We start from the raw sequence: 25,927 nt of genomic DNA, 5'->3' as shown, positions 1-25,927 counted from the left end.
TCATCACCCATGAAAGGACCACGAGAGACCGATTTTGCATACCAGGCGGTGTACCGTTACCTGAATAACCTGATCAACGAACCGGGCAGTGACGCGCGAGTGCGCCTGCCCTCATTGCGGCAGTTGGCGGACCGTTTGAGGGTGTCGATTTCGACCATTCAATACGCTTACTCGCTGTTGGAGAAGGAGGGGCGCGTCTATTCGGTCGCCAAGTCGGGTTATTACGCACTGCCGGTGTCCTCCATCGGCATGCCCGGCAACGGCAAGGACCTGCTCGAAACGGTCTATGTCAACGCCAGACGTCCCGGCATGCTGGTGCTGAGCGCCGATGAACCGGCGTTGCTGCAACCGCTCGATAGCCCGTTGTTGTTGCTGGAGAGAGAACTGCTGCGCCAGTATCCGCGCCAGCCACAGCCGTCTTCACAACCCTGCGGCGAACTGGAACTGCGCACAGCCCTCGCGGCGCGCTACACCACTTCGCCGACACGCTGCTGGCATGCCGATGATGTCTACATCGGCGCAGACCTGCGCGGCGTTCTGGAAATATTGATCGCCGTCCTTGGCCTCAAAGACACGGTGGTGGTGGTCGAGTCGCCGTGCGACTGGGTGATTCTGCGCTTGTTCCAGGAGGCGCACGTGCAGGTGATCGAGCTGCCGCTGCAAGCCAGTGGCAGTCTGGATCTCGAGCAACTGAGGGAGCTGCTTGAGACCGAGCGGGTACGACTGGTAATGCTTTCATCGGGATTGAACATGCCGCGCGGCAGTGTGGCTCCCGACAGCAACAGGCAATCAACCGCTCAGCTGTTGGAACGGCATGACTGTTGGGTGTTGGAAAACGATTGTTACGGCGAACTCGAATTCGAGCCGGGCGGCTTGCGGTTTCGCGATCTGCTGGACCCTGACCGGCTGATCGTGTTTTCCAGTTTCGAGAAAATCATCGGCTCGGAGGCGCCCTTTGGCTACCTGCTCTCGCGACAACTGCGGGCCGAACTGCAACGGCACTTTCTGCTGCGTGCATTCCGTTTGTCGCTGATTCGTCAGAAAGCCATCGCGCGGCTGTACAGCAATGGACGCATCGATCAACACCTGCTGGTGTTGCGTCGACTGCTCAAGGAACGCATGGTGCTGATGACCCAACTGCTTCAAGAGCGGTTGCCTGATGCGCTGCACTTCGTCGAACCCCGCGGCGGGGCGACGATCTGGCTCCAATCGCTACGCCAGGTCAATGTGCATCGAGTATTCCAGCGACTGCTCAAGCAGCAAGTGCTCATCGCGCCGGGGGAGTTGTTCAGCCTGCAAGGGCTGCATGCGCAGCATTTGCGCCTGAGTCACACGTTCGGCGGCGACCACGAACTGGTCGCCGCACTGGGACTGTTGGGGGATGCCTTGCGCCTGGAATCGATCGATTGAGCCCAGGCGCAAAACATCCCCGGAACCTGACATTCGATAACGTCGCGCTACGGTCAAACTGTCAGTAAACTGCGTCCTACTCCCGAACCACTCTACCCCAGAGGTTTTGCATGACACTCAGTCCTTTTGCGGGCAAACCGGCACCGACAGAACTGTTGGTCGACATCCCGCGACTGGTAACGGCCTATTACACCGGCCAGCCCGATGCAGCCATTTCTACCCAGCGCGTCGCTTTCGGCACGTCCGGACACCGAGGTAGCTCGTTCGACCTGAGTTTCAACGAATGGCACGTTCTGGCCATCAGCCAGGCGATCTGCCTGTACCGCGAAGCCCAAGGCATCGACGGCCCACTGTTCGTCGGTATCGACACTCACGCGCTGTCCACGCCGGCCGGTGCCAGTGCCCTGGAAGTGCTGGCGGCGAACGGCGTGACCGTAATGATCGCCGAAGGCGACGAATACACCCCGACGCCAGCCATTTCCCACGCGATTCTTTGCTACAACCGTGGGCGCACCTCGGGCCTGGCGGACGGCATCGTCATCACCCCGTCCCACAACCCGCCGCAAAGCGGTGGCTACAAATACAACCCTACCAACGGCGGCCCGGCCGATACCCACATCACCAAGTGGATCGAAGTCAAGGCCAACGAATTGCTGGCGGCCAAACTGGCCGGTGTCAAACGCATCAGCTACGAACAGGCCCTGAAGGCCAGCACCACCCACCGCCACGATTACCTCAACACCTATGTCGCCGACCTGATCAACGTGATTGACTTCGACGCCATCCGCGATGCGAAGCTGCGTCTGGGTGTCGATCCGCTGGGCGGAGCAGGGGTGCGCTACTGGTCGGCGATTGCCGAGCACTATCGCCTGGATCTGGACGTGGTGAATAAAGAGGTCGATGCGACGTTCCGCTTCATGACCGTCGACTGGGACGGGCAGATCCGCATGGACCCATCGTCCAGTCACGCCATGCAAGGCTTGATCGGCCTGAAAGAACGCTTCGACGTGGCCTTTGCCTGTGACCCTGACCACGACCGCCATGGCATCGTGACTCCGTCCGGTGGTTTGCTGGCACCGAACAACTACCTCGCGGTGTCGATCGACTACCTGTTCCAGAACCGTCCACAGTGGCGGGCCGATGCGGCCGTGGGCAAAACCGTGGTCAGCAGCGGCTTGATCGATCGCGTCGCCAAACGTCTGGGCCGTCGCCTGTACGAAGTGCCGGTCGGCTTCAAGTGGTTTGCCGACGGTCTGTTCGACGGCTCTCTCGGCTTTGGCGGCGAAGAAAGCGCCGGTGCGTCGTTCTTGCGCAAGGACGGCGGTGTCTGGAGTACCGACAAGGACGGTTTGATTCCGGCGCTGCTGGCTGCCGAAATGACCGCTCGCACGGGCCGAGACCCGAGCCAGGCCTATCGCGCACTGACCGATGAGCTGGGCGAACCGTTCTCGGTACGGGTCGATGCCAAGGCCAATCCTGAGCAGAAAGCGCTGCTGAGCAAATTGTCGCCAGAGCAGGTCACCTCGACTCAACTGGCGGGCGAAGCGATTCAGAGCATCCTCAGCCACGCACCGGGCAACGACCAGGCCATCGGCGGTCTGAAAGTCATGACCGAAAACGGCTGGTTCGCGGCGCGGCCGTCGGGCACTGAAGACATCTACAAGATCTACGCCGAAAGCTTTGTCAGCGATGACCACCTCAAGCAGTTGGTGGCCGAGGCTCAGACGCTGGTGGATGGCGCGATTTCGGCGAAGTGATTAACGACCGTGGTGAGGGGGCTTGCCGCAGGTAAATCCCTCACCACAATGGCTACACGTAAAAAGGGGCGACCATCAACGGTCGCCCCTTTTTTTGCCGCGCATTTACCGCCTCAAGCCACATCCACCAACACGATTTCACTGTCCTCAATCGCGGTCACACGCAACACCTGCTCATCGGCAATCGCGACCCCGTCTCGAGCTTGTGCGCGCAAGCCGTTGACTTCAATGACACCGGTGGCTGGCACCAGATAAGCACGACGGCCACTGTCCAGACGATATTCAGCTGTTTCCCCGGCTTTCAGATTGGCCGCCACCAGGCGCGCATCGGCGCGAATCCGCAGGCTTTGATCGTCACCGGCCTTGCCGCTGGCCAGGGTCACGAAACCTTCACGCTGACCTTTGGGGAACGGTTTGGCACCCCACGACGGCGCCGAACCAACTTCGTTGGGGACGATCCAGATTTGAAAGATCCGGGTTTCAGTCGCTTCCAGGTTGTATTCACTGTGGGCGATCCCGGTGCCAGCGCTCATGACCTGCACATCACCTGCTTCGGTGCGACCCTTGTTGCCGAGGTTGTCCTGGTGGGTAATCGCGCCTTCACGCACGTAGGTGATGATTTCCATGTCCCGGTGCGGGTGTTGCGGGAATCCGGTACCGGGGGCAATCACGTCGTCGTTCCATACCCGCAGGTTGCCCCAGTTCATGCGTTTGGGGTCGTAGTACTCGGCGAATGAAAAATGATGATGGGCATCCAGCCAGCCATGGTGTGCGCCACCCAGCGAGTTGAAAGGTCTGAGTTCAAGCATGATCGTCTCCTGAAAAGGTTCGTCATGGGGCTAAACGCCTGAGCCACAAACGAGAACCGGTGGTTGATGGCGAGCATCATCCATCACGTACCAATCGATAAAAAGCGTAAAAAATGCCTCAATACAATCGAATTATTTGATATTTAATGATCTAGAAATATTCTCATCCAGCCTTCACTTCATCGCATAAGCCAATGACCTGTAAGCATTTCACTAGAACTCAACGGCAAATGCAGACACCATAGCCCTCAACAGCCTCACACCCTGGAGTCCGTCAGCGTGGCGCAACACACCCCCGATCTTCCTCCCGAACTTCGTCCCTTGGCCGAGATGCCTTTGCTCAAGCGCCTGGCCGCCCGGTTCTTTGGCCACGGCCTGACTCGCCTGCGCGCGCAACACCGTGCGTCCTGGCTGCACGGGCAAGCCGACGGTTTTCGCAGCGGCCACAGCGCCGGTGTGGAATACGGCTATAAGGAAGGCAAACTCGAGGGACTGGAGGAAGGCCGGCAGGTCCTGCTGATCCGCGACTCGCGCTCAACCGAGCATCGACCGCCCAACGTCGATAACCATCTGTTCGACGATTGGCGCCTGCCATTGAGCGCCGAGCTGAAGAAACGCATGAAAGCCGATGTGGCGCGACTGCTGCCCGCGCATGCCCAGCCAAGCGTTGCCCAGTGGAAGATGATTTTCAGCGACACACCGTCGACCTCGGTGATCGCCGGGGCGGGCGCGGGCAAATCGACCACCCTGGTGTTGCGGATCCTGCTGCTCAGCCATTACCTGGGGTTTGAGTTGAGCTCGATGACCGTGGTGACCTTCACCCGCGAGTCACGCAAGGACTTCATCAATAAGCTGATCGAACTGTTTGCCGTGTGGGGCCGAACGCTCAGCCTCAAAGAGGCGCGGGACCTGGTGCGCACCTTCCATTCGCGGATTTTGCCGATGGTGCGCAGCCTGCCGGGTTTCGAACGGCTGCAAGCTTTCGAAAACCTGAGCTTTCGCGTGCAGGGCGCCGACGAGGAGGTCGACAGTAATCCCTTCGACCTGCGAATCAATGACGCCCAGCGCCAGCAACTCAATGCCTGCTATCACAGCCTGCACACTCGCGATGAGCGTTTTCGCGAATTGATCAAGCCTTTGTCCCGTCACGCCTTGCAGCTCAAGGAGCTGGAGCGCGATCACCCGGATGTGCAAAAACGCATGGCGGTGACGGAACTGGCCGCCAAGCGCGATGAAGAACTCTGCGACACCGTCGAAGACCTGTGGTTTCGCGCCGGTGCCTGGCCGATTAAGGGCATCGAGCCGAGTCGTCAGACCTTCGACATCAACGGCTCGACCTTTCATGGTCACGGTTATATTCCGGCGCTGGACGCCTGGGTGGTGCTGGGGTTCGACCCTCGAGAAAATCCCCAGGTCAGCCGTCCGAATGCCAAGCTAACCGTGCGTGCGGAATGGGCGGTAAAGCGCACCCTGTTTCAAGCTTTCTGTCGTAAGCCATTGATATGGCTGGATAGTTATGAGTCTTCCAGGCGCGTGTTGGCATCGCTTGCCGGCGATGCCAGCGCCGGGCCGGGCTTCGATTACAAGGTTAAGGGCGAGCTCGCTTCCGCGCCGTTACTGGACTGTTTTGTCGCGGCGGCCGGGTTTATCGAAAACCTCGGCCTGGATGTGCCCGATGCCGTGGGCCAGATGAGTTTCGCCAAAGACGACCCGGACCGCTTCTTCTTCGAGGCCTTGAGTCTGTTCTGGCGAGCGTTCGAAGATCATCTGCTGGATCAATCGCCACCCGTGATGACCTACAACCGGATGTTTGCCCTGTTCAGCGAGCACTCACCGGAGAATCTCAAGCTGCTGCGCGATGAGTTGCTCAGGCCGATGTCGCACTTGATGATCGATGAGTTTCAGGACGTGTCGCCGCAGATCGTTTCCTGGATTCGTGCCAGCCTGGCGGAAATTCGCAGTCGCGGACCGGCCATGCATGTGGGGCGCGGGGCGCAACGTTCGTCATTGCTCTGTGTCGGTGATGACTGGCAATCCATCTACGGCTGGCGCGGCAGTTCGCCGACTTACTTCATGGAGTTCAACAAGGAATTCCCGTCGCCAGGCACGACCAAGGTGATGCTCAGCGACAATTACCGCAGCCATCAGCACATCATCGACGCGGCGGAGCACATCGTCCGCGCGGCGCCGGCGATCGCCGGCAAGAAGGCCAAGGCCAGTGGTGAACCCAAGGCGCTGCTGCCGGTGAATGTTCTTGATCGGGATGACCAGCGCATGGCCCAGCGCTTGATCGAGCACTACAGAAAAGGCGATTCAATCTTGATGCTTTATCGAAAAAGTAGCGATAAGTCATTGATAGAGGAGCATATTCAGTCTGTAGTTAATGCAGATTCTAGCTTGCCGTATGAAGCACGACGGCTTAAGCAACTGACCTACCACAGCGCCAAGGGCCTGCAGGCCGATGCGGTGTTTTTGCTGGGCGATTGCCAGCATCTGACCAGTTCTCCCTACAAGAATCAGGTTTATCGCATGGCCGGGCTGGGCAAGGCCGGCGACAGCGAGCCTTACGACAGCGCACAAAAAGACGAGATCCTGCGGTTGGCTTACGTGGGCATTACCCGTGCGGTGAGCCATTGCTACTGGTATGTCGATGGCCAGGATTCCCAGGTCGCGAATATGCCCAAGGCCTCCGACCGGATTGGCAAGGGCAAGGCGTTTTTTGCCGATCATCGTCAGGGAAAAGTGCCTGCATAAAACCGGGCATTCTCAGGTAGCGGCGTTCAGGCGACGAGGTTACCGACTGGCTGCGAAAAGTTGCGGGGCGCGCAATCCCGGCCTATGGTCCAAGCGAGGCTTTGCTGGCGACTGGCGCGCGATGCTCGCCGCGGGTCGCCGTCCATCCAGTGCGGATTCCGCTGCGAGGTGACGACATGCCGAACAACTCCCGTCCCGCCGTGCTCGAACTGATCGGCAATACGCCGCTGGTGCGTGTCAGCCGCTTCGATACTGGCCCGTGCACGCTGTTTCTCAAACTCGAATCGCAGAACCCCGGCGGTTCAATCAAGGATCGCATCGGCCTGGCGATGATCGACGCCGCCGAACGTGATGGCCGCCTGCGCCCCGGTGGCACCATCGTCGAGGCCACCGCCGGCAACACCGGTCTGGGTCTGGCCCTGGTCGGCCGGGCCAAGGGTTACCGGGTGGTGCTGGTGGTGCCGGACAAAATGTCCACCGAGAAGGTCCTGCACCTCAAGGCGATGGGCGCCGAAGTGCACATCACCCGTTCCGATGTCGGCAAGGGCCATCCCGATTATTACCAGGACGTCGCTGCGCGACTGACCAAGGACATTCCCGACGCGTTCTTCGCCGATCAGTTCAACAACCCGGCCAACCCGCTGGCCCACGAGTGCAGCACCGCGCCGGAGATCTGGGCGCAGACCCAGCATGATGTGGATGCCATTGTCGTCGGCGTCGGTTCGGCCGGCACGCTGACCGGGTTGACCCGTTTTTTTCGCCGCGTACAGCCGGATCTGGAAATGGTGCTGGCCGATCCGGTCGGCTCGGTGATGGCCGAGTACAGCCGCAGCGGCACCCTCGGTACGCCCGGCTCTTGGGCGGTGGAGGGCATCGGCGAGGACTTCATTCCATCGATTGCCGACCTTTCCAGCGTGCGCAAAGCCTATTCGATCAGCGACGAGGAGAGCTTCGATCATGCCCGCCAACTGCTGCGCGCCGAAGGCATTCTCGGCGGCTCTTCCACCGGCACCTTGCTGGCGGCGGCGCTACGTTATTGCCGCGAGCAAACCGAGCCCAAGCGAGTGGTCAGTTTTGTTTGCGACACGGGCACCCGTTACCTGTCGAAGGTTTACAACGACCAGTGGATGAGCGATCAGGGCTTGCTGGCGCGTAAGCGCTACGGCGATTTGCGTGACCTGATCGCCCGGCGTTTCGAGGATGGCCGGGTGGTCAGCGTTGGCCCGGATGACACGCTGCTCACCGCCTTCCAGCGCATGCGCCTGGCGGATGTGTCGCAACTGCCAGTGCTGGTGGACGGGCAGCGGCTGGTCGGGGTGATCGATGAGTCCGACATTCTGCTGGGTGTGCATGAAGACGCCACGCACTTCCGTATGACCGTGGCCAGCGCGATGACCGACAAGCTGGAAACCCTGCCTCCCGGCGCCAGTCTGGCGGAACTGGAGGCTGTGCTCGACCGTGGGCTGGTGGCGATCATCGCCGACGCCTCGGGCTTCCATGGCCTGATTACCCGCGTCGACATGCTCAATCACTTGCGGAGATCCCTGAGATGAGTCAGCACGACGAAACCGCCGCGCCACGGGGCTTTGCCACCCGCGTGATCCATGCCGGACAAACGCCGGACCCGACCACCGGAGCGCTGATGCCGCCGATTTACGCCAACTCCACCTATGCGCAGCAGAGCCCCGGTGTGCACAAGGGCTTCGACTACGGACGTTCGCACAACCCGACGCGCTTCGCGTTGGAGCGCTGCGTGGCGGACCTCGAAGGCGGCACCCAGGCTTTCGCCTTCGCTTCCGGGCTGGCGGCAATCGCCAACGTGCTCGAACTGCTCGACGCTGGCGCGCACATCGTCTCCGGCAATGACCTGTACGGCGGGACTTTCCGGCTGTTCGAACGGGTACGCCGACGCAGTGCCGGGCATCGTTTCAGCTTCGTCGATCTGACGGACCTGGCGGCCTTCGACGCTGCGTTGCAGGACGATACACGAATGGTCTGGGTCGAGACGCCGAGTAATCCTTTGCTGAGCCTGACTGACCTCGTCGCCGTCGCACGGATCTGTCGCGAGCGAGGCATCATCTGTGTGGCCGACAATACCTTCGCCAGCCCGTGGATCCAGCGTCCGCTGGAGCTGGGCTTCGACATCGTGCTGCACTCGACGACCAAGTACCTGAACGGCCACTCCGACGTGATCGGCGGCATCGCGGTGGTCGGGCAGAACGCCGATCTGGCCGAGCGCCTGGGTTTTCTGCAGAACGCGGTGGGGGCCATCGCCGGGCCGTTCGACGCGTTTCTCACTTTGCGCGGCGTGAAGACCCTGGCGCTGCGCATGGAGCGCCACTGCAGCAATGCGCTGGAGTTGGCGCAATGGCTGGAGCGTCAGCCGCAAGTGGCGCGCGTCTATTATCCGGGCTTGCCGTCACACCCGCAGCACGAACTGGCGCGGCGGCAGATGCGCGGGTTCGGCGGGATGATTTCCCTCGAGCTGAACTGCGACCTGGCGGGCGCCAGACGTTTCCTGGAGAGTGTGCGGATCTTCGCTTTGGCCGAGAGCCTGGGCGGGGTGGAAAGCCTGATCGAACACCCGGCGATCATGACCCACGCCACCATCCCCGCAGAAACCCGCGCGCAGCTCGGCATCAGCGATGCGCTGGTGCGTTTGTCAGTGGGGGTCGAGGATGTCGAAGACCTGCGTGCCGATCTGGCCCAGGCCCTGTCGCTGATGGGTTAATCGCAATCCCTGTAGGAGCGGGCTTGCCCGCGAAGGCGGTGTGTCAGGCAGCATTAATATCGCTGACACGCCCTCTTCGCGGGCAAGCCCGCGCCTACAGTCAGGCATAATTTTTGAGCGCCTCCGGCGGATTGAACGCTTCCAGTTCATCCTCCACCGCTTCGATGATTCGTTCTACATCTGCGGCATTCATGACCGTCGCGCAAGGAATACCGGCAATGGCGATCATGGTCTCGCCACTGGCGCGGTCGAACAGACGGGCAACCATACTGCCCGGTGCATCCATGGTCGCCTCGAAACCCATGGGATGAAAATGCCAGCGCATCAGCTGGCAGGCATTTGGAAAAGTGACCTTGCTGAAAGAACCTTGATTCATGTGTTGCCCGCCTTTTTCATCGAGCGCTTCCTTTAGCTCATGTTAGGAGGGAAGAGCCTTCAATGGCTCAACCGGTGGCTGTCTTTAAAAGTAGCACCCGGATGTGAAAATAATGTGGATTTCTCAGGCCGTTTAGCGATTGGTTCAATTTTTTTTGATGCAGGTCATGGGATGCCGGCATTTCGGCCAAATGCCAGCATTACCGGGCATCCCACTGGCCATTGAAGCCCGGGCAGAACTTCGGCAAGCTCGGTTTTTTCTCGTCGAGTCTTCTATGCACACCGATGATGATGGTCCGTTGCAAACCCAGGCCACGGGCGACACGGTCATGCGTTACCACCTGCGCTGGAAGCACCGGGATCTGGACGGTGTGATGGCGCTTTATCACCCGGACATTCAGTACAACGACTTTTTCCAGAACCGCGTGATGGGGCTGGACGCGTTGCGCGAATACGTGCGCGACAGCATGCCCCGGGATCCGGATGAGGTGCTGGAGCACTCGGACCGCATTCGACTGGATGGCAACACGGCGTTCATTCAATACCGCATCACCCTTCGCGGCGGTGAAGGGCTGGCGTCGTTTCGGACCAGCGAGGCGATCACCGTGCGTGACGGGCTGATCTGGCGGGTCAATGAATACGCCACGCTGGTACACGAGCAAGCGACCGGAAAAGCCGCCCGCAACCTGCGCCCGTTGGTCAGCCGGCTCGGGCTGTCACCGCGGCAGCTGAGTTTCATGGCCGAGGACTTGCAGCAGTATTTCCAGCGTCAGCAACCGTACCTGGATCCCGAACTCGACCTGCAACGGGTGGCGAAGGAGTGCGGGTACAGTCGCAATCAGATTTCCTACCTGTTGAACCAGGTGCTCGGCCAAAGCTTCTACCGGTACGTCAACCAGGCACGGTTGCAGCATTTGCTCGCGGCACTGGACAACACCACGCCGCCGCTGCGTATCGATGAGCTGGCCTTTGCCGCAGGCTTCAATTCGCTGTCGGCGTTTTACAGCTGTTTCCGCCAACACACCGGCCTGTCGCCCAAGGCCTACGCCAAACAAATTTCTTTGCGTGCACGCGCGCAAGACAGTCCCTGAGCCCACGCACTAGGATCGACGCCATCGAAGTGTTGAGTGGTGGAGTCTTGCATGGCGGCGTGGCGCACGATCAGTTTGTGGATGGATCAACTCGACGAGCCATTGCTGGCGCGCCCGGCGCTGGAACAGGACCTGGACGTCGACGTGGCCATCATCGGCGCCGGGTACACCGGGCTCTGGACCGCGTACTACCTCAAACGCCAGGCGCCGGGGCTGAACGTCGCCATCGTCGAAGCACAAACCGCGGGATTTGGTGCGTCTGGCCGTAACGGCGGCTGGCTGATGGGCAACCTGCTGGGCGAGGATCGCTTGCTCGCCGGTTTACCGGCGCAACAGCGCCGCACCTCTTACGAGCTACTGCACAGCATCCCTGATGAAGTAGAGAACGTCCTCGAACGCGAAGGCATTGACTGTGATTATCGCAAGGGCGGGGCGCTTTACTGTGCGGCGCGTTACCCGGAACAGGAAGCCAGCCTGCGCGATTACCTGGACACGCTCTATCGCCAAGGGCTGACCGAGGCCGACTACCGATGGCTCAACCCCGAGCAATTGGCGCAACAGATCAGAATCGCCAAGCCTTATGGCGGTATCTATGCACCGCACGTGGCGACCATTCACCCGGCAAAGTTGGTGCGAGGTCTGGCACGGACGGTGGAGCGCATGGGGGTCAACATCTATGAGAACAGCCCGGTCACCCGGTGGCAGTCGGGGAGTTTGCGTACAGCCAAGGCGCAGGTTCGCAGCCGCTGGATCGTGCCAGCAGTAGAGGGTTACGCGGTCACCTTGCCGCCGCTGGGACGCTATCAATTGCCCGTGCAAAGTTTACTGGTGGCGACCGAACCGTTGTCCGCCGCGACCTGGGACGACATCGGCCTCAGCCATGGTCAGGCGTTCAGTGAAAGCAGCCGTCAGGTCACCTACGGCCAGCGCACAGCCGACAACCGTCTGGTCTTCGGTGCCCGTGGCGGCTATCAATTCGCCGGCAAGTTGCGCCATGACTTCGACCTGAGCGCCAGCGAAGTGGAGTTGCGACGCTACCTGTTCAGCGAACTCTTCCCTCAGCTCAAGAACGTGCGAATCACCCACGCCTGGGGCGGCAACCTGGGAATGTCCCGGCGCTTCAAGCCGCACATGCTCTGCGATCAGGCCAGCGGTATCGCCTTGTCCGGCGGTTATGGCGGGGAGGGCGTCGGAGCCAGCAACCTCGGCGGGCGGACGCTGGCCGACCTGATTCTTCAGCGCGATACCGAACGGGTGCGCCAACCGTGGGTGATTCCTCAGGGCGGTCTCGACGCGCTCAAGGCGTGGGAGCCGGAGCCCTGCCGCTGGCTGGGCTACAACGCAATCATCCGCAGCTTCGTTCACGAAGACCAGACCCTGGCCAACCCGTCCACCGCGCCCTGGCGTCGCAAACTGGCCGGCCGGGTCGCGGAGTTCATGGAAGGTTTCATGCACTGAACGGCGTTTTCTCAATCGACAGGAGACCTACGTTTTGATTTTTTGATCTTCTGATTGCCTGCCAGCTCTCCAATAAAAAGAGAACAACCCAAACAGGAATCGACCCATGATCCGAAAGACACTGACGCTTGCTCCACTTGCGCTCGTCGCGACCCTCAGTCAGGCCGCCGAGACCGTGAAAATCTACAACTGGTCGGACTACATCGCCCCGGACACTACAAAAAACTTCCAGAAAGAAACCGGTATCGCCTTCAGCTACGACGTCTTCGACAGCAACGAAACCCTGGATGGCAAGTTGATGACCGGTACATCCGGGTATGACGTGGTGTTCCCGTCCAACCACTTCATGGCCCGACAGATTGAGGGCCGAGCCCTGAAGAAACTCGACAAGCGTCAGCTGCCGAACTGGAAAAACCTCAACCCGGTGTTGCTCAAAACCTTGCAGGCCAACGACCCGGGCAACGAGCATGGCTTCCCGTATTTGTGGGGCAGCACCGGCATCGGCTACAACGTTGCCAAGGTCAACGCCGTATTGGGCGACGACGCGCCGGTGGATTCCTGGGACCTGATCTTCAAGCCCGAGAACATGGCAAAGCTGCAAAAGTGCGGCGTCGCCATTCTCGACAACGGCCCCGAACTGTTGCCGGCGGCGTTGAATTACCTCGGGCTGCCCCATCACAGCAAGAACCCCGAGGACTATAAAAAGGCAGAAGCGCTGCTGATGAAAGTCCGGCCCTATGTCAGTTATTTCCACTCATCCAAATACACCAGCGACCTGGCCAACGGTGACATCTGTGTGGCTGTCGGCTTCTCTGGCGACATTATCCAGGCGGAAAACCGCGCCAGGGAAGCCGGGAACGGCGTGGATATCGGCTACTCGATTCCCAAGGAAGGCGCGGCCATCTGGTTTGACATGGTGGCCATGCCCGCCGACGCCCCGGACGAGAAAGCCGGTTACGCGTTCATGAATTACCTGCTGCGTCCCGACGTCATGGCCGGCATCAGCAACTACGTGCACTACGCCAACGGCAACGAACAGGCCGACAGCCTGATCGACCCGGCCATCAAGAGCGACACCAAGGTGTATCCGAGCCCGGAGATGATGGGCAAATTGTTTGCTCTTGAGGCGATGCCGTTGAACATCGACCGGGTGCGGACGCGGGTGTGGAACAAGATTCGTACCGGGAGTTGATTGGTCATATCTTGTAGCCGATGGAACCAGTCGGGCTGACTGCAACGGTTTAGATTCCATGCCTTCTTTCAGTAAGCAAGGGGGGCAATGGAATGCCTGTCTGTTCGAAAGCGGGTCATTTGCGCATTGGGCGGTATTCGGAGCCCGGGCGCATCTACTTGCTAACAGTTGTGGTTCACGATCGGCAGCCGGTATTTTACGATTGGCGGATGGGAAGGCTGGTTGCCCAACAATTGCGTCAAGCTCAGGAGGAGCATTGGGCAGACTTTTTGACTTGGGTGGTGATGCCGGATCACATGCACTGTTTGGTACAACTCAGGGATAAAACGTTGGCCGAACTGATGTGCCGAATCAAATCCCGTAGCAGTCTGGCGGTTAATCAGGCGCTAGGGCGAAGTGGGCGTTTGTGGCAGAAGGGCTATCACGATCGAGCGGTTCGGCGGGAGGAAGATGTGAAAAGCCTCGCTCGATATGTCGTTGCCAACCCTGTTCGAGCGGGGTTGGTGACACGTGTTCATGATTATCCGCTGTGGGATGCGTGTTGGCTGTGATGTTTTACGACTGCTGCGCAGCCGAACGCAGCCTTCGGCAGCTGCTACAGGTCTGCGGCACGTTACGGCTTTTGTAGCAGCTGGCGCAGCCTGCGTTCGGCTGCGCAGCAGTCGTGTCCTTCATAGGCTTGGCACCTCTGTGGAAACGAACAGGTTCCCCGGGCGTAGCGGCGGCAAAAGGCACGAGCGGTGTGATCCGACGCGCCAGTCTGTCATTTGCTGGCGTCCAGCACGACGCGGTAGCGCGCCTTGCCACTGCGCAGGTGATCGATGGCGTCGTTGATCCGGCTCATGGGAAAGTGCTCGACCTGCGGCAAGATCTGATGACGTGCGCAGAATTCCAGCATGGTTGCCGTGTTAGCGGGCGAGCCAACGGGTGAGGCGGACAAGCTCTTTTGTTGGGGAAGCAGGTTGAACACGTGCACTGGAATAGCGCCAGGCACGACGCCAACAAAGTGCAGGCGACCCTTGCCGCGCAGCGTTCCGAGCATGGCCGGCCAGTCGAGATCGGCGTTGGCGGTGACCAGGAGAAAATCCAGGGTGCCGGCAATGGCTTTCAGCGCGTTACTGTCGGTCGAGGCGAGCACGTTGTGCGCGCCCAGGCGCCTGGCTTCGTCCTGCTTGCTCAACGACGAGGTAAAAGCCGTGACTTCGCAACCCCAGGCGTTGAGGAACCGCAGTGCCAGATGACCAAGGCCGCCGATTCCCACGACACCGACCCGGTCAGTGGGCTTGACGTCGAATTCCACGAGCGGGTTGAACACCGTCGAGCCCGCGCAGAATAGCGGTCCGGCCATGGCCGGGTCGAGTCCATCCGGTATCGCAAGCGCCCAGGCCCAGTGCGAACGCAGGCGATCGGCGAAGCCTCCGTTGCTGCCAACGATGGTGGGTTGGACTGTGTTGCACAGATTGTGGGAGCCTCCGATACACGATGAGCAATGCATGCAACTGCCCTTGTACCAACCAATGCCCACCCGTTGTCCCACTTCGAGGCCGCGTACCTGTGCGCCCACTCGCACGATACTGCCGACCACTTCGTGGCCAGGGATAAACGGGTAATGGCTCAGGCCCCATTCGTTATCGATCATCGACTGGTCGGAGTGGCAGACGCCGCAATACTCCACGGCGACTTCCACCTCTTCTTCCCCCAATGGGCCGGGGTCGTAGCTATAGCGCTCCAGTGGCGCGCCTGCCGACGTTGCAGCCCAGCCGGTGAAAGTAGTGAGTTCGGTGCTGTCGCTCATGGGATACCTCCAGATCAGGAGACAGGGGCTTTGGCCGCCCGGATGCGGTGGCCTGGCAACGCTGTCAGGCGCCAGGGCGTAATCAGTCTAGCAGGGCGCAAGGACCAGCATGGTTTGAGGGCGGTGGCGGGAATTTACTGGCTGTCGGAGCTCTGTTTCCGGCCACCGCCGCAACTAACTGGCCGTTTAATTTAGTTGATGGCAATACAATGGCGCTCATACTAATAAGTCCAAAAAACAACTTACTCATATTTAATATTTAAATAACAAATTGTCGGACAATCAGGCTGAGAGTCCGAGCTGCAAACAATATTTCGACAGCGAACTCAATGTTTGCGGGAGTTCTCCCGGGCAGTTAAATTTGACGTCAAAAAAAATGTAGACGTTTGATTTCGAATTGTGTCAGTTTTTATACGCCTTCATTGGGCGAGTGATAGGACGATCTCGCCAGAGATTGTTCTGTCGGACAAAAACTGTTCCATTGCTAAACAAGGAAGTGTGTTTATGTCGAAAGTAAAAGACAACGCTATTGATCTTGCCGAACAGGGCTTTGCGCCATTGGCTGCATCCAGTTCCGCCTACAACCAGGTCGATAGTTTCAGCCATCAATATGACCGGGGCGGCAATCTCACGGTCAATGGCAAACCCTCCTTCTCCGTCGACGAGGCCGCCACCCAGCTGCTGCGTGACGGCGCTGCCTACCAGGACAAGGACGGCAGCGGCAAAATCGAACTCACCTATACGTTCCTGACCTCGGCCTCGTCGAGCACCATGAACAAGCACGGCATCACCGGGTTCAGCCAGTTCAGCGCGCAGCAGAAAGCCCAGGCCGTGCTTGCCATGCAATCCTGGGCCGACGTGGCGAATGTCACTTTCACCGAGAAGTCCTTTGGCGGTGACGGTCACATGACTTTCGGCAACTACAGCGGTGGTCAGGATGGCGCGGCAGCATTCGCCTATCTGCCTGGCACGGGCCCAGGTTATGACGGTACTTCGTGGTATCTGACGGGCAGTGGCTATAACGTCAACAAGACGCCGGACCTGAACAACTACGGCCGTCAGACCCTGACCCACGAAATCGGTCACACCCTGGGCCTGGCCCACCCTGGCGATTACAACGCTGGTGAAGGCGCACCGACCTACAATGACGCGACCTACGGGCAAGACACCCGCGGTTACAGCGTCATGAGCTACTGGAGTGAAAGCAATACCGACCAGAACTTCAGCAAGGGCGGTGTGGAGGCCTATGCGTCCGGCCCGCTGATAGACGATATCGCCGCTATTCAGAAACTCTACGGTGCCAACACCACCACCCGTACCGGTGATACCACCTACGGCTTCAACTCCAACGCCGGTCGCGATTTCCTGAGCGCGTCTTCGTCCTCGGATAAAGTCGTGTTCTCGGTGTGGGATGCGGGCGGCAAGGACACTCTGGACTTCTCTGGTTTTACCCAGAACCAGAAGATCAATCTCAATGAAACCTCGTTCTCCGACGTTGGCGGCCTGGTGGGCAATGTGTCCATTGCCAAAGGCGTCACCGTCGAGAACGCGATTGGCGGTTCCGGTAGCGACTTGCTGATCGGTAACAGCGTCTCCAACGAGCTGAAGGGCGGTGCCGGCAACGACATCCTCTTCGGCGCGGGCGGCGCGGACAAACTATGGGGCGGTTCGGGTTCGGACACCTTCGTGTTCGCGGCCAGCAGCGACTCCAAGCCAGGTGCCGTCGATCAGATCCTCGACTTCGTCAGTAGCCTGGACAAGATCGACCTGACCGGCATCACCAACGGCGCAGGCCTGCACTTTGTGAGTTCGTTCACCGGTGCGGCAGGCGACGCAGTGTTGACCTCGTCGGGCGGCAACAGCCTGTTGTCGGTGGACTTCTCCGGGCACGGCGTGGCTGACTTCCTGGTCAGTACCGTTGGCCAGGCGGCGTTCTCGGACATCGTGGCCTGATTCACGGCAAAAAGGAGGGTGGCGCTTTACGCGCCACTCTCTGCCCCGATCCAGAGTAAAACGCCCTATGACCCGGAACGCTTTTACCTGCAAAACAACCGCGTGGCTGTTGGCGACGCTGATGATGTTTCTTGGAGAAGTAGCCATGGCACGCAGTCTGAAATTAGCCGATCCGTCGGAACTGGTCGGAAAATGGCAAGCCATTTTGAATACCGCGCAAGACTCGCCCGAGTCCCAGGCGCTGCAGGACAAACCGTCGAATGTCTGCACGATCGAGCTTAAATCGGACCAGACCCTGGGTGAGGGGGCCGATTGCCTCAGCGCCTGGCTGAACACGTCGGCGATGGGCTGGTTTCCGGAGCCGGACGGCATTGCCGTGACCGGTAAGGAAGGCTCAAGAATTGTGTTTTTCAGTCGGCTGCGGGAGGGGCTTTACAAAAGTAACTTGAAGTCGGGGCTGATTATTACGCTCACGCGCGCAGCGCAATAAACGAAAAGCGCCGGACCGACGCAATATAAAGACCGTTGTTGCAGTTATAAGCAGCCGATTAATAACCAGGGCTTTTTAAGGGCCATAAAGAGTTGTTATTGGTTTGTAAGCGATAACGGGTAAAAGAATGTCTAGACCCGTGTGCGGACAGTTAACTGGAACCTCGCCGAACAGCGCGAGGCTTAATACCTCAGGAAGAACCAATGAAGATGGCGAGCCCCCCGGCCACCGCACCGTTATTCAAGGCACTGGGCGACTATAAGAACATCTTGATCAGCGTCGGCTGCTTTACCGCATTGATCAACGTTTTGATGTTGGTCCCGTCGATTTATATGCTCCAGGTTTATGACCGAGTGCTGTCGTCGCAAAACGAAACCACCTTGGCGATGTTGTCGCTAATGGTAGTCGGATTTTTCGCCTTCATTGGCCTGCTGGAGACCGTGCGCAGTTTCATCGTCATCCGTATCGGCAGCCAGCTGGAGCGCCGTTTCAACCTGCGGGTGTATCAGGCCGCTTTCGAGCGCAACCTGTTCAAGGGGGAGGGCAACGCCGGGCAATCCCTGGGCGACTTGACCCATATTCGCCAGTTCGTCACCGGTCCGGCGTTGTTTGCCTTCTTCGATGCGCCGTGGTTTCCGGTCTATCTGTTCGTGATCTTTCTGTTCAACGTCTGGCTCGGCGTACTGGCCACCGCGGGCGCGGTGCTGTTGATCGGGCTGGCCTGCCTCAACGAAGCGATGACCAAAAAGCCCCTGGGTGAAGCCGCGGGTTTTTCCCAGAAGTCCAGCCAACTGGCCACCAGTCACCTGCATAACGCTGAAACCATTCAGGCCATGGGCATGCTCGGCGCGTTGCGCAAGCGCTGGTTTGCGGTGCACGCGCGTTTTCTCGGCTTGCAGAATCAGGCCAGCGACACCGGCGCGGTCATCAGCTCCCTGAGCAAAACCCTGCGCCTGTGCCTGCAATCCCTGGTGCTGGGACTGGGCGCCTTGCTGGTGATCAAGGGCGACATGACCGCCGGGATGATGATCGCCGGCTCCATCCTGATGGGCCGGGTGCTGAGCCCCATCGATCAGTTGATCGCCGTGTGGAAACAGTGGAGCGGCGCCAAACTCGCTTACCGCCGCCTCGACGCCTTGCTGCAAGCCTTTCCACCGAGTGACGAGGCCATGGCACTGCCGGCGCCGAAAGGTCAGATCACGTTCGAGCAAGTCAGCGCCGGCCCACCGGGGCAACGGGCAGCGACCTTGCACATGGTCAATTTCCACCTGGGCACCGGCGAAGTGCTGGGCGTGCTCGGGGCTTCCGGCTCCGGTAAGTCGACCCTGGCGCGGGTGCTGGTCGGTGTCTGGCCGACGTTGGGCGGCACGGTGCGCCTCGATGGCGCGGACATTCATCGCTGGAACCGTGACGATCTCGGCCCATATATCGGTTATCTGCCCCAGGACATCGAATTGTTCAGTGGCAGCATCGCGGAAAACATCGCCCGATTCCGTGAAGCGGATCCGCAACAAGTCGTCGAGGCCGCGCAACAGGCCGGCGTTCATGAACTGATCCTGCGCATGCCCCAGGGCTACGACACCATACTCGGCGAGGACGGCAGCGGTTTGTCCGGTGGCCAGAAGCAACGGGTGGCCCTGGCTCGCGCGTTGTACGGCAACCCGAGCCTGGTGGTGCTGGATGAGCCGAACTCCAACCTCGACACCGTCGGCGAAGCGGCACTGGCCGGCGCCATCGCGCACATGAAAGCCCGGGGCACCAGCGTGATTCTGGTCACCCATCGCTCTTCGGCCCTGGCCCAGGCCGACAAGTTGCTGGTGCTCAACGAAGGTCGTTTGCAAGCCTTCGGCCCAAGCCAGGAAGTGCTCAAGGCGCTTGCCGGCAACCAGTCGGCTACCCAGGAACAGCCACGTGAAAAAGCCGCGCAGGCACCGGGCGGGCTCAGCATGAGCCGGCAGTATCAGCCCATGACCAGGAATTCGGGTGTATGAGCAGCACACGCATGAACAACGAACACGACTACATTGCCGAACACCCCGAGCGCGACGCCCGTTTCTTCGCCCGCATGGGCTGGATGCTGGCGATCGTTGGCGCCGGCAGTTTCTTCACCTGGGCGAGCCTTGCGCCGCTCGATCAAGGCATTCCGGTGCAAGGCACCGTGGTGGTCTCGGGCAAGCGCAAAGCCGTGCAATCGATGAGCAGCGGCGTGATCAGCCAGATTCTGGTGCGCGAAGGCCAGGTGGTGAAGCAGGGCCAGCCGCTGTTTCGCCTCGACCAGACCCAGGTCGCCGCCGACGTGCAATCGTTGCAAGCGCAATACCGCATGGCATGGGCCAGCCTGGCGCGCTGGCAGAGTGAACGGGACAACCTCAAACAGGTGAATTTCCCCGCCGAACTGAGCAATGATCCTGACCCGCGCCTGGCGTTGGTACTTGAAGGCCAACGGCAGTTGTTCAGCAGCCGCCGCGAAGCGTTTTCCCGTGAGCAAGCCGCTTTGCGCGCGAACATCGAAGGCGCCAGTGCGCAACTGGCCGGCATGCGCCGCGCACGCACCGACCTGACGGCCCAGGCCAATTCCCTGCAACAACAGCTGAGCAATCTGCAGCCCTTGGCCGACAACGGCTACATCCCGCGCAACCGTTTGATGGAGTACCAGCGTCAGCTGTCGCAAGTGCAGCAACAGTTGGCAGAGAACACCGGCGAAAGCGGCCGGGTGGAGCAGGGCATTCTTGAGTCCCGACTGAAGCTGCAACAGCACGGCGAGGAGTACCAGAAAGAAGTACGCAGCCAATTGGCCGACGCGCAGCTCAAAAGCGTGACCCTGGAAGAGCAACTGACCTCCGCCGGCTTCGACCTGCAACACAGCGAAATCATCGCCACCGCCGACGGCATCGCCGTCAATCTCGGGGTTCACACCGAGGGCGCGGTGGTGCGTCAGGGCGACACCCTGCTGGAGATCGTCCCGCAGGGCACCCGCCTGGAAGTGGAAGGGCACTTGCCGATCAACCTGATCGACAAAGTCGGCACGCACTTGCCGGTGGACATTCTGTTCACCGCGTTCAACCAGAGCCGTACCCCGCGAGTGCCGGGCGAAGTCAGCCTGATCTCCGCCGACCAGATGGTCGATGAGAAAACCGGTGTGCCGTATTACGTGCTGCGCAGCAGCGTCAGCGACCAGGCCATGGAAAAACTCAACGGCCTGGTGATCAAGCCCGGCATGCCGGCAGAAATGTTCGTGCGCACCGGTGAACGTTCGCTCCTCAACTATTTGTTCAAACCGCTGCTCGACCGGGCAGGCTCCGCGTTGACCGAGGAATAAGGATGTTCGGTTGTATGAATAAGCTTTTCCTGCTCGCAGCGGCCCTGGGGTTGCTGACGTGCAACCGCGCGATGGCCCTGGGGCCGTTCGACATCTATGAGCAAGCCTTACGCAATGATCCGGTGTTCCTCGGTGCCATCAAGGAGCGCGATGCCGGCCTTGAAAACCGCGCCATCGGCCGCGCCGGGCTGCTGCCGAGGCTGGGTTACAACTACAACAAAGGGCGTAACGCCTCCGAGGTCAAATACCTCAATGATCGCGGCAACAGACAAACGGATGACCGCAACTACAGCAGCTACGGCTCGACCTTGACCCTGCAACAGCCCTTGCTCGACTACGAGGCCTACGCGGCGTATCGCAAAGGCGTGGCGCAATCGCTGTTCGCCGATGAAAACTTTCGTGGCAAGAGCCAGGAACTGCTGGTTCGCGTACTGGAGAACTACACCAAGGCGCTGTTCGCCCAGGACCAGATCGACATCGCCCGGGCGAAGAAAAAAGCGTTCGAGGAGCAGTTTCAGCAGAACGAGCAGATGTTCCGCCAAGGGGAAGGCACACGCACCGACATCCTCGAAGCCGAGTCACGTTACGAACTGGCGACTGCCGAGGAAATCGAGGCGCGGGACGAACAGGATGCGGCCCTGCGCGAGCTCGGTGCACTGGTTGGCGTGCCGGCCATCGACATTGGCGACCTGACGCCGCTGGATCAGAACTTCCAGACCTTCACCCTGCAACCGGCCCATTACGACACCTGGCACGAGATGGCGGTGGCCAATAACCCGAACCTGGCCTCCCAGCGCCAGGCGGTGGAAGTGGCGCGCTACGAAGTCGAACGCAACCGCGCCGGCCACCTGCCAAAAGTCAGCGCTTACGCCTCGGTACGCCAGAACGAATCGGAAAGTGGCAACACCTATAACCAGCGCTACGACACCAACACCATCGGCATCGAAGTCAATGTGCCGCTGTATGCCGGCGGCGGGGTCTCGGCCTCGACCCGACAGGCCAGCCGCACCATGGAACAGGCCGAGTACGAGCTGGACGGCAAGACCCGGGAAACCTTGATTCAGCTGCGCCGTCAGTTCAGCGCCTGTCTGTCGGGGGTCAACAAATTGCGGGCTTATCAGAAGGCATTGGTGTCGGTCGAAGCGCTGGTGGTTTCGACCAAGCAAAGCATTTTGGGCGGAGAACGGGTCAACCTCGATGCGCTCAACGCCGAACAACAACTGTTCACCACCCGCCGGGATCTGGCCCAGGCACGCTACGACTATTTGATGGCCTGGACCAAGTTGCACTACTACGCGGGCACCTTGAACGAACAGGATTTGGCCAAGGTGGATGAGGCGTTCGGCCAAGGCGCGAGGACTCAATGATTTAACCCTGTAGCAGCTGCCGAAGGCTGCGTTCGGCTGCGCAGCAGCCGTGAAGTCCAAACACTCGGTCTGTCAGGGAGATACGACAAACCGAATGGCGGCTGCTTTGCAGCCGAACGCAGCCTTCGGCAGCTGCTACAGGGTGTTTTGCAACGCAGCCTCTGGACCGGGGCCTACAACTCTAAAAACGCCAAGAAAGCGAGATGTCATGCCCATGGACGTACAGATCAAGCCGATATCGGTCGGCACGCTATTGCTGGTGATTTCATCAGCGCCAGGCTCGGCCCAGGCGCTTTATCTGGAAACCGGCGCCCTCGGCGACCCCGCCAGTTGGCGTTCGGCGGAGTTCCAGCGCGACTGGGGCCTGGGGCGGATGCAGGCCGACCAGGCCTATGCCGCCGGCATCAGCGGCAAAGGCGTGAAAATCGGCGCGCTGGATTCCGGGTTCGATTCCAGCCATCCCGAATTTGCCGCAGACCGCTATCACGCGGTGACGGCCAGCGGTAGCTATGTCGACGGCTCAGCGTTCAACGTCGATGGTACGCTCAACGCCAACAACGATTCCCACGGCACCCACGTCACCGGCACCATGGGCGCGTCCCGCGATGGAATCGGCATGCATGGCGTGGCGTATAACGCGCAAATCCACGTCGGCAACACCAACCAGAACGACAGTTTCCTGTTCGGTCCCAACCCCGATCCGCGCTATTTCAAAGCGGTCTATGACGCCCTGGCGGATGCCGGCGTACGCGCGATCAATAACAGCTGGGGCAGCCAGCCCAAGGACGTCAGCTACCGAACCCTCGACGACCTGCACTCGGCCTACGCCCAGCACTGGAACAAAGGCACCTGGCTCGATGCCGCCGCCGACGTTTCGCGCCGTGGCGTGATCAACGTGTTCAGCGCCGGCAACAGCGGTTACCCGAATGCCAGCGTGCGCTCGGCCTTGCCGTATTTTCAGCCGGACCTGGAAGGTCACTGGCTGGCGGTGTCGGGGCTGGATCAAGGCAACCAGCAGAAATACAACCAGTGCGGGATCGCCAAGTATTGGTGCATCACCACACCGGGCGCGAAGATCGACAGCACCATTCCCGGCGGCGGTTACGCGATCAAGTCCGGCACCTCCATGGCCGCGCCGCATGCCACCGGGGCACTGGCGCTGGTGATGGAACGCTATCCGTACATGAACAATCAGCAGGCGCTGGAGGTGTTGCTGACCACCGCGACCCAGCTCGACGGCTCGATTACCGACGCGCCGACCACGCGCGTCGGTTGGGGCGTGGCCAACCTCGACCGGGCGATGCGCGGGCCGGGGCAATTGCTCGGAGCGTTTGACGCCGATCTGGGGGCAGGGCAGAGCGATGTCTGGAGCAACGACATTTCGGACAAGGCGCTGATTCAGCGTCAGGCCGAAGACGCCGCCGAACGCAACGCCTGGCAACAGACGTTGCAGGACAAGGGCTGGGCAAACGGTGTTCCCGCCGGTGCCAGTCAGCAGGATCAGACCGATTACGCGGTGGGCATGGCTCGCGACGCAGCCGCTGCCAGCCGAGTCTACGAAGGCAGCCTGATCAAGTCCGGCGCCGGACGCTTGATGCTCACCGGCGACAACACGTATCGCGGTTCGACCACGGTCAACGGCGGCTTACTGGCGGTGAACGGTTCGCTGGCATCGGCGGTGACGGTCAATGCCAGCGGCACCCTCGGCGGTAACGGACGGATCGCTGCCTTGACCGCCAACGCCGGGGGTACCGTGGCGCCCGGTAATTCCATCGGTACGTTGCAAGTCAGTGGCGATGTGACGTTTGCGCCGGGCTCGACCTACGCCGTCGAACTGTCGCCCACCAGCAGCGACCAGATTATTGCCGGCGGTACGGCCACGGTCAGCGGCGCCACCGTCAGCCTGTCGCTGGAAAACAGCCCGACCTTGCTCAGCACCCAGCAAGTGCAAAGCCTGTTGGGCAACCAGTACAACATCCTGCAAGCGGCGGGCGGGATTCAAGGCCAGTTTGGCGCGGTGCTGCCCAACTATGTGTTCATCGGCGGCAGCCTCGATTACGCCGCGACCGGCATTCAGTTGAGCGTTGAGCGTAATGCCACGACCTTCGCCAGCGTCGGGCAAACCCCGAATCAGCGTTCCGTCGCAGTCGCCGTGGAAGGGCTTGGCCCGGGTAACGCGGTCTACGAAAGCCTGCTGCTTTCGCCGACCGCGAGTTCGGCGCAACAGGCGTTCCAGCAATTGTCGGGGGAAATCTATCCGGCGTTGGGCTCGGTACTGATCAACGACAGCCGTTATCTGCGCGATGCGCTCGGTGAGCGTCTCCATGAGGCCAACGGTTCCCGCAGCAATGGCTGGATCAAAGCGTTGGGTGCCTGGGGCAAGACCGATGACCGCCACGACACCGCCGGCTACACCACGTCGATTGGCGGTTTGCTGGCCGGCGTTGATGGCGCTGTCGACGACGAAACCCGTGTCGGCCTGGTCGCCGGTTACAGCGACAGCTCGGTCAACATGGGCTCCGGCACTCATTCATCGGCGCAAGTCGACAGTTATCACCTGGGCGCTTATGCCGGCCACGAAATGGGTGCATGGCGTCTGAGTGCCGGCGGTGCCTACAGCTGGCATCGGGCCGACGTCAAACGTGACCTGCAATACGGTGACGTCAGTGCCAAACAGAAAGCCAAGGTCGATGCCGGGACCACTCAGGTGTTCGGCGAAGCGGCGTATCGCCTGAACCTGCAACCCCTGGCGTTGGAGCCGTTCGCCAACCTCGCTTACGTGCACCTCGACACCGAGGGCTTCACCGAGAAAGGTGACGCCGCCGCGCTCAAAAGCCGCGGCGACCGGCGTGACGCGGTACTCGGCACGCTGGGCGTACGGGCACTGAAAACCGTGACGCTGTCCGGCCAGCAACAGCTGGACCTGAGCGGCAGCCTCGGCTGGCAGCACAACCTGAGCGACACCGATGCCGAGCAGCACCTGGCGTTTGCCAGCGGCAGCACACCGTTTGTGGTGCAAAGTTCGCCGCTGATTCGCGATGCGGCGCTGGTGGGCGCCCATGCCAGCCTGGCCTTGAGCCGGGATATTCGGCTGAACCTCGATTACACCGGCCAACTGGCCAGCCGCGAGAAGAGCCATGGCGTCGGGCTGAGTCTCAATTGGCAGTTTTAGTAGCAACTGCCGAAGCCTGCGTTCGCTTGTAGCAGCTGCCGAGCTGCGCGAGGCTGCGTTCGGCTGCGAAGCAGTCGTGAAGTCAGCTATTGCGGTGTGTCAGGAAGACCTTGCAGGCAGGGTTTGCGACGGCTGCGTCCGAATGCGGCCCACACCGAACGCAGCCTCGCGCAGCTCGGCAGCTGCTACAGATCGCGTTAACGCAGGACAAGACACGCCTTTGAAGGCGCAAGGATTTTTGCAACACAACTAAG

At 60.5% G+C, this 25,927-nt stretch carries 18 protein-coding genes; 15 read left to right on the top strand and 3 right to left on the bottom strand.

The genetic code is table 11. From position 1 onward, the window contains the following. The first annotated feature begins 9 nt into the window (after positions 1–9). Positions 10–1,410 carry an aminotransferase-like domain-containing protein gene (locus tag HCU66_RS09370; protein ID WP_205888208.1) on the top strand — a complete coding sequence of 467 codons (1,401 nt, stop codon included), beginning with the start codon at positions 10–12 and terminating at the stop codon, positions 1,408–1,410. 110 nt (positions 1,411–1,520) lie between these two features. Continuing rightward, complete coding sequence (gene pgm, locus HCU66_RS09365; protein WP_205888207.1) at positions 1,521–3,167, top strand: phosphoglucomutase (alpha-D-glucose-1,6-bisphosphate-dependent); 1,647 nt, start codon at positions 1,521–1,523, stop codon at positions 3,165–3,167. Between the two features lie 113 nt (positions 3,168–3,280). Here pgm and HCU66_RS09360 read toward each other — a convergent pair whose 3' ends face one another. Then, complete coding sequence (locus tag HCU66_RS09360; RefSeq protein ID WP_205888206.1) at positions 3,281–3,976, bottom strand: pirin family protein; 696 nt, start codon at positions 3,974–3,976, stop codon at positions 3,281–3,283. 279 nt (positions 3,977–4,255) lie between these two features. On the opposite strand from HCU66_RS09360, the gene HCU66_RS09355 reads away from it, so the two are divergent. The 3 genes from HCU66_RS09355 to HCU66_RS09345 all read left to right on the top strand — a co-directional run bounded on the left by HCU66_RS09355 (position 4,256) and on the right by HCU66_RS09345 (position 9,461). After that, entirely contained in the window at positions 4,256–6,730 is a 2,475-nt protein-coding gene (locus HCU66_RS09355; protein WP_205888205.1) for a UvrD-helicase domain-containing protein, read from the top strand. 176 nt (positions 6,731–6,906) lie between these two features. Next, entirely contained in the window at positions 6,907–8,283 is a 1,377-nt protein-coding gene (locus HCU66_RS09350) for a pyridoxal-phosphate dependent enzyme (RefSeq protein ID WP_205888204.1), read from the top strand. Beyond that, positions 8,280–9,461: a cystathionine gamma-synthase gene (locus tag HCU66_RS09345; protein WP_205888203.1), complete on the top strand. Its 1,182-nt coding sequence runs from the start codon at positions 8,280–8,282 to the stop codon at positions 9,459–9,461. Before HCU66_RS09350 ends, HCU66_RS09345 begins: the two co-directional genes overlap by 4 nt. A gap of 100 nt (positions 9,462–9,561) precedes the next feature. On the opposite strand, the gene HCU66_RS09340 is transcribed toward HCU66_RS09345, so the two are convergent. Further along, positions 9,562–9,837, bottom strand: a complete 276-nt coding sequence (locus HCU66_RS09340) for a DUF1652 domain-containing protein (RefSeq protein WP_205888202.1) — start codon at positions 9,835–9,837, stop codon at positions 9,562–9,564. A 274-nt stretch (positions 9,838–10,111) separates the two neighbouring features. Here HCU66_RS09340 and HCU66_RS09335 point away from each other — a divergent pair, with 274 nt between their 5' ends. The 4 genes from HCU66_RS09335 (at position 10,112) to HCU66_RS09320 (ending at position 14,128) form a co-directional block, all read left to right on the top strand. Continuing rightward, entirely contained in the window at positions 10,112–10,927 is an 816-nt protein-coding gene (locus HCU66_RS09335; RefSeq protein WP_205888201.1) for a helix-turn-helix domain-containing protein, read from the top strand. Between the two features lie 51 nt (positions 10,928–10,978). Continuing rightward, complete coding sequence (locus HCU66_RS09330) at positions 10,979–12,385, top strand: NAD(P)/FAD-dependent oxidoreductase (RefSeq protein WP_205888200.1); 1,407 nt, start codon at positions 10,979–10,981, stop codon at positions 12,383–12,385. A 106-nt stretch (positions 12,386–12,491) separates the two neighbouring features. Beyond that, a complete protein-coding gene (locus HCU66_RS09325) occupies positions 12,492–13,577 on the top strand; it encodes a polyamine ABC transporter substrate-binding protein (RefSeq protein WP_205888199.1) in 1,086 nt (361 codons plus the stop codon). A gap of 92 nt (positions 13,578–13,669) precedes the next feature. After that, positions 13,670–14,128 (top strand): REP-associated tyrosine transposase, encoded by a 459-nt coding sequence (locus HCU66_RS09320; protein WP_205888198.1) that lies wholly within the window; start codon positions 13,670–13,672, stop codon positions 14,126–14,128. Positions 14,129–14,340: 212 nt separating this feature from the next. Here the strand turns inward: HCU66_RS09320 and ahr are convergent, their stop codons facing one another. Next, positions 14,341–15,372: an NADPH-dependent aldehyde reductase Ahr gene (gene ahr / locus HCU66_RS09315; RefSeq protein ID WP_205888197.1), complete on the bottom strand. Its 1,032-nt coding sequence runs from the start codon at positions 15,370–15,372 to the stop codon at positions 14,341–14,343. A gap of 504 nt (positions 15,373–15,876) precedes the next feature. Here ahr and HCU66_RS09310 point away from each other — a divergent pair. The 6 genes from HCU66_RS09310 (at position 15,877) to eprS (ending at position 25,673) form a co-directional block, all read left to right on the top strand. Then, positions 15,877–17,325 carry a serralysin family metalloprotease gene (locus HCU66_RS09310; RefSeq protein ID WP_205888196.1) on the top strand — a complete coding sequence of 483 codons (1,449 nt, stop codon included), beginning with the start codon at positions 15,877–15,879 and terminating at the stop codon, positions 17,323–17,325. Between the two features lie 67 nt (positions 17,326–17,392). Continuing rightward, positions 17,393–17,815 carry an AprI/Inh family metalloprotease inhibitor gene (locus HCU66_RS09305; protein WP_205888195.1) on the top strand — a complete coding sequence of 141 codons (423 nt, stop codon included), beginning with the start codon at positions 17,393–17,395 and terminating at the stop codon, positions 17,813–17,815. A 203-nt stretch (positions 17,816–18,018) separates the two neighbouring features. Next, a complete protein-coding gene (locus tag HCU66_RS09300) occupies positions 18,019–19,806 on the top strand; it encodes a type I secretion system permease/ATPase (RefSeq protein ID WP_205888194.1) in 1,788 nt (595 codons plus the stop codon). After that, complete coding sequence (locus HCU66_RS09295; protein ID WP_205888193.1) at positions 19,803–21,134, top strand: HlyD family type I secretion periplasmic adaptor subunit; 1,332 nt, start codon at positions 19,803–19,805, stop codon at positions 21,132–21,134. The genes HCU66_RS09300 and HCU66_RS09295 overlap by 4 nt, the downstream gene beginning before the upstream one ends. Before the next feature lie 2 nt (positions 21,135–21,136). After that, the gene (locus HCU66_RS09290; RefSeq protein ID WP_205888192.1) at positions 21,137–22,501 is read left to right on the top strand and encodes a TolC family outer membrane protein; all 1,365 of its coding nucleotides are present in this window, start codon (positions 21,137–21,139) and stop codon (positions 22,499–22,501) included. Positions 22,502–22,715: 214 nt separating this feature from the next. Continuing rightward, on the top strand, positions 22,716–25,673 hold the full coding sequence (gene eprS / locus HCU66_RS09285; protein ID WP_205888291.1) for an autotransporter serine peptidase EprS: 2,958 nt from the start codon (positions 22,716–22,718) through the stop codon (positions 25,671–25,673). Positions 25,674–25,927: the final 254 nt, after the last annotated feature.

Origin of the sequence: Pseudomonas frederiksbergensis (assembly GCF_017114915.1) — a bacterium.
Classification (GTDB): domain Bacteria; phylum Pseudomonadota; class Gammaproteobacteria; order Pseudomonadales; family Pseudomonadaceae; genus Aquipseudomonas; species Aquipseudomonas frederiksbergensis_I.
The sequence above is the reverse complement of the archived record's forward strand: the minus strand, read 5'-3'. Positions and strand labels throughout refer to the sequence as shown.